The organism is Rubritalea sp. (genome assembly GCF_039830215.1).
Classification (GTDB): Bacteria; Verrucomicrobiota; Verrucomicrobiia; order Verrucomicrobiales; family Akkermansiaceae; genus Rubritalea.
This window is the reverse complement of record NZ_JBDOPO010000297.1, coordinates 1-3,093: the sequence shown is the minus strand read 5'-3', so window position 1 is coordinate 3,093 and position 3,093 is coordinate 1. Positions and strand designations below refer to the sequence as shown.

The 3,093-nt window shown below is 45.0% G+C and carries 4 protein-coding genes; 2 read left to right on the top strand and 2 right to left on the bottom strand.

From position 1 onward, the window contains the following. Positions 1 to 35: 35 nt before the first annotated feature. Complete coding sequence (locus ABGY95_RS09835; protein WP_347441507.1) at positions 36 to 302, bottom strand: hypothetical protein; 267 nt, start codon at positions 300 to 302, stop codon at positions 36 to 38. Between the two features lie 179 nt (positions 303 to 481). Between ABGY95_RS09835 and ABGY95_RS09830 the strand changes: the two genes are divergently transcribed. Next, positions 482 to 1,645, top strand: a complete 1,164-nt coding sequence (locus ABGY95_RS09830) for a class I SAM-dependent rRNA methyltransferase (protein ID WP_347441506.1) — start codon at positions 482 to 484, stop codon at positions 1,643 to 1,645. A gap of 70 nt (positions 1,646 to 1,715) precedes the next feature. After that, entirely contained in the window at positions 1,716 to 2,522 is an 807-nt protein-coding gene (locus ABGY95_RS09825) for a histidinol-phosphatase (RefSeq protein ID WP_347441505.1), read from the top strand. A 10-nt stretch (positions 2,523 to 2,532) separates the two neighbouring features. Here ABGY95_RS09825 and ABGY95_RS09820 read toward each other — a convergent pair. Continuing rightward, on the bottom strand, positions 2,533 to 3,093 hold a 561-nt coding region (locus ABGY95_RS09820), incomplete at its 5' end, for an ATP-dependent helicase (protein ID WP_347441504.1).

Sequence of the window (3,093 nt, the reverse complement as noted above, 5' to 3'; positions counted from 1 at the left end):
GCTTTTTTTTTTAAATTCACTATAAATAATATAGACTACTCTTCAGTCTTCTTTACAGCTTTTTTAGCGGCCTTCTTTGCTACTTTCTTTGCTACTTTCTTTGTCGCAGCTTTTTTAGCTAGTTTTTTGGCAGATTTCTTTGCTGGTACAGCTTTCTTCGCAGCTGGCTTTTTTGTTTCAGGCTTATCAGTAGACACCTTTTTCGCTATAGAAACTGTCGGTGTAGATGTTGCGATTTTTTTTCGACGAAGGTATTCCTTACGACGACGACGCTTAATATTTTTATTACTTTGTTGTCCCATAATATTGTGTTCTATGAATAGTCTTTATCAAGCTCATCTATCAAGAGGAAAATATTCCTGATGGTCCTGCTCAAGTATTGACCAGAGTTCAACTAGCGTCTAGCCTTCTATAGTCGTCAATATAATATGTGGTGACCTATATTATAATATCTTTTAACTCACTCAATATTAGCAACATCATGGCTGGAATAATCGTAAAACCACGTGCACGCATCTTTCATGGCCACGACTGGGTCTACTCATCAGAAATCCAAAAAACTTTTGGTAATCCACAACCTGGCGACGTCATATCCCTCAAGGATTTCCGAGATCGTCCACTAGGAACTGCAATTTATAATCCAGACTCACAGATTGTTGCTCGTCGCATTTCTCGGCGTAAGCAAAAACTCGAACTCGAGTTCTTTAAGCGACGCATTCAGCAAGCTTTTGACTTACGTGAGCGCGCCGAAAGCATTGATATTAACCTTTGCCGCATCGTTTGGAGTGAATCTGACGCCCTACCAGGCGTGATTCTTGACCGATACGGTGACCACTTCGTGCTTCAGACACTCACTCTGGCTATGCATCAGCGCAAAGAGATTATTATTGATGCCATCATTAAGCTATTAGCCCCGAAGACCATAATTCTTCGCAACGACTCACCAATGCTAAAAGCAGAAGGAATCGAAACCGAAATAACGCTCGTGCATGGTGAAAACCCTGGTCCATTTACAGTGACAGCCAATGGTGTTATTTTTGAAGTAGACCTTCTAGATGGCCAAAAGACCGGCCTCTATCTTGATCAACTTGAAGCCCACGCAGCGATTGCAAAAATGGCTAAAGGTAAGAGAGTTCTTGATGTTTTTTGTAACCAAGGAGGGTTTGCCCTAGCCTGTGCAAAAGCTGGAGCCATAAGCGTCACAGCAGTTGATTCGTCGGAAAACGCTATTGCAGCAACAGTGCGCAACGCCGAGCTCAATGGGGTTGAAATCAATGCTATCAAACACAATGCTTTCGATTTCCTTAAGCATTGTGAAGATGAGTACGACCTTATTATCCTCGATCCACCATCCTTCACGCGCAATAAAAAAACTCTTAAGGATGCTATGCGCGGGTATAAAGAAATCCACCTCCGTGGGCTGAAAATCCTAGCGCGTAATGGAATTCTCTCCACCTATTGCTGCTCTCACCACGCTACACGAGAACTCTTCTTGCAGAACGTGGTGTCAGCATCAGTTGACGCCAAGTGCGCCCTTCGTCTCATTCAAAATCACGGTCAACGCCTAGACCATCCTATACTCCCTGGAATCCCCGAAACTGAGTACCTCAAAGGCTTCACTTTCGAACTGGCGCCTAGTCGATAACATCACAGCTAAGAATCGATATTCAATATGAAATCAATAGGAAAAAGCTAATAAATTTCTCTTTTTCTCTATGCCAGCGGACTACCACACCCACACACCTCTCTGCATGCACGCTGATGGCGAACCTGAAGCATTCATCGATGCAGCAATTGCCGCAGGCGTGACGGAATACGGGATTTCTGATCACGCACCCGTAGGTGAGGCACTTTTCGATGACTGGCGAATGCTCAACTCCCAGCTACCGGAGTATTTCGATTGGATTGATAGAGCCACGGCTCATGCTGGAGACAGAATGCCAGTGCGCGTTGGCATGGAATGCGATTGGTTGCCTGATTGTGAAAAGTGGATCACCGATCTCCGCAGTCGATACAATTGGGATTACCTCATCGGTTCCGTCCATTACATTAATGATGGAAAAAACTGGGATTTTGATAACCCAAAATGGATTGGCTCAAAGTGGGCCAAATCCGACATAGAACAAGTCTGGTCAATATACTGGCAAAGCTACATCGACATGGCCGATAGCGGACTTTTCGATATATTAGCCCACCCCGACTTGATTAAGAAATTTGGTTACAAGCCAGATGGCGATCTGAACCGCTTCTACGAACCCGTGATTGATGCGATTGCTAGCTCAGGCGCGATCATCGAGCTTAATACCGCGGGTTGGCACAAACCTTGCGCCGAGCAATACCCAGATAGCGCATTCCTAGAGCTAGCACGCGATGGTGGCGTTGATCTAATTATCTCATCAGATTCTCACCACCCTAGTGAAGTTGCTAGAGATTTCACAAAGGCTAGCGCAGTCGCTAAATCTGCTGGCTACTTCCAAACCACGCTAATCAATAAAGGTCAGCGTAGTCACGAAGCTCTTTAGCGACTGGCGCCTACCACTCGTTATGTACCTGCCATTGCTCAACTAGACTTTGGTCGAAGTCATCGAAGAACCTGGATGGAGTTTGCATAATTTCACCCGTGTAGCTTCTTGGATTGAGAGTTGGGTAGGTAAGATAGAGCTCATCTTTCGCACGTGTTAGAGCAACGTAAAAAAGCCTGCGTTCTTCCTCCATCTGATGATTATCGTCTATTTCAATAACCTTCTTGATTGGAAACATACCATCAGCGAGCCATATCAAAAAAACAACTTTCCACTCGAGCCCCTTGGCTTGGTGAATGGAACTTAGTGTTACAGCATTCTCATCATTCTTTTCTTTCCGACTAGATGTTGGTTCACCGTCTGCAGTGCTCATGAGTGAGAGCTGCGAGAGGAATTCGTTAATGTCCGTGTAGCCATGCGCGTACTGCATAAGCTGTTGAATATCTTGCTTTCGCTGCTCGTAGTTATCAAAACTTTCACGCATGAAGTCATCGTAGACCCCTTCGGTGATACTGAGGATCATATCCGATGGATGCTGATACCCCTCGCGAGTCACCAACTCATCGAGCGT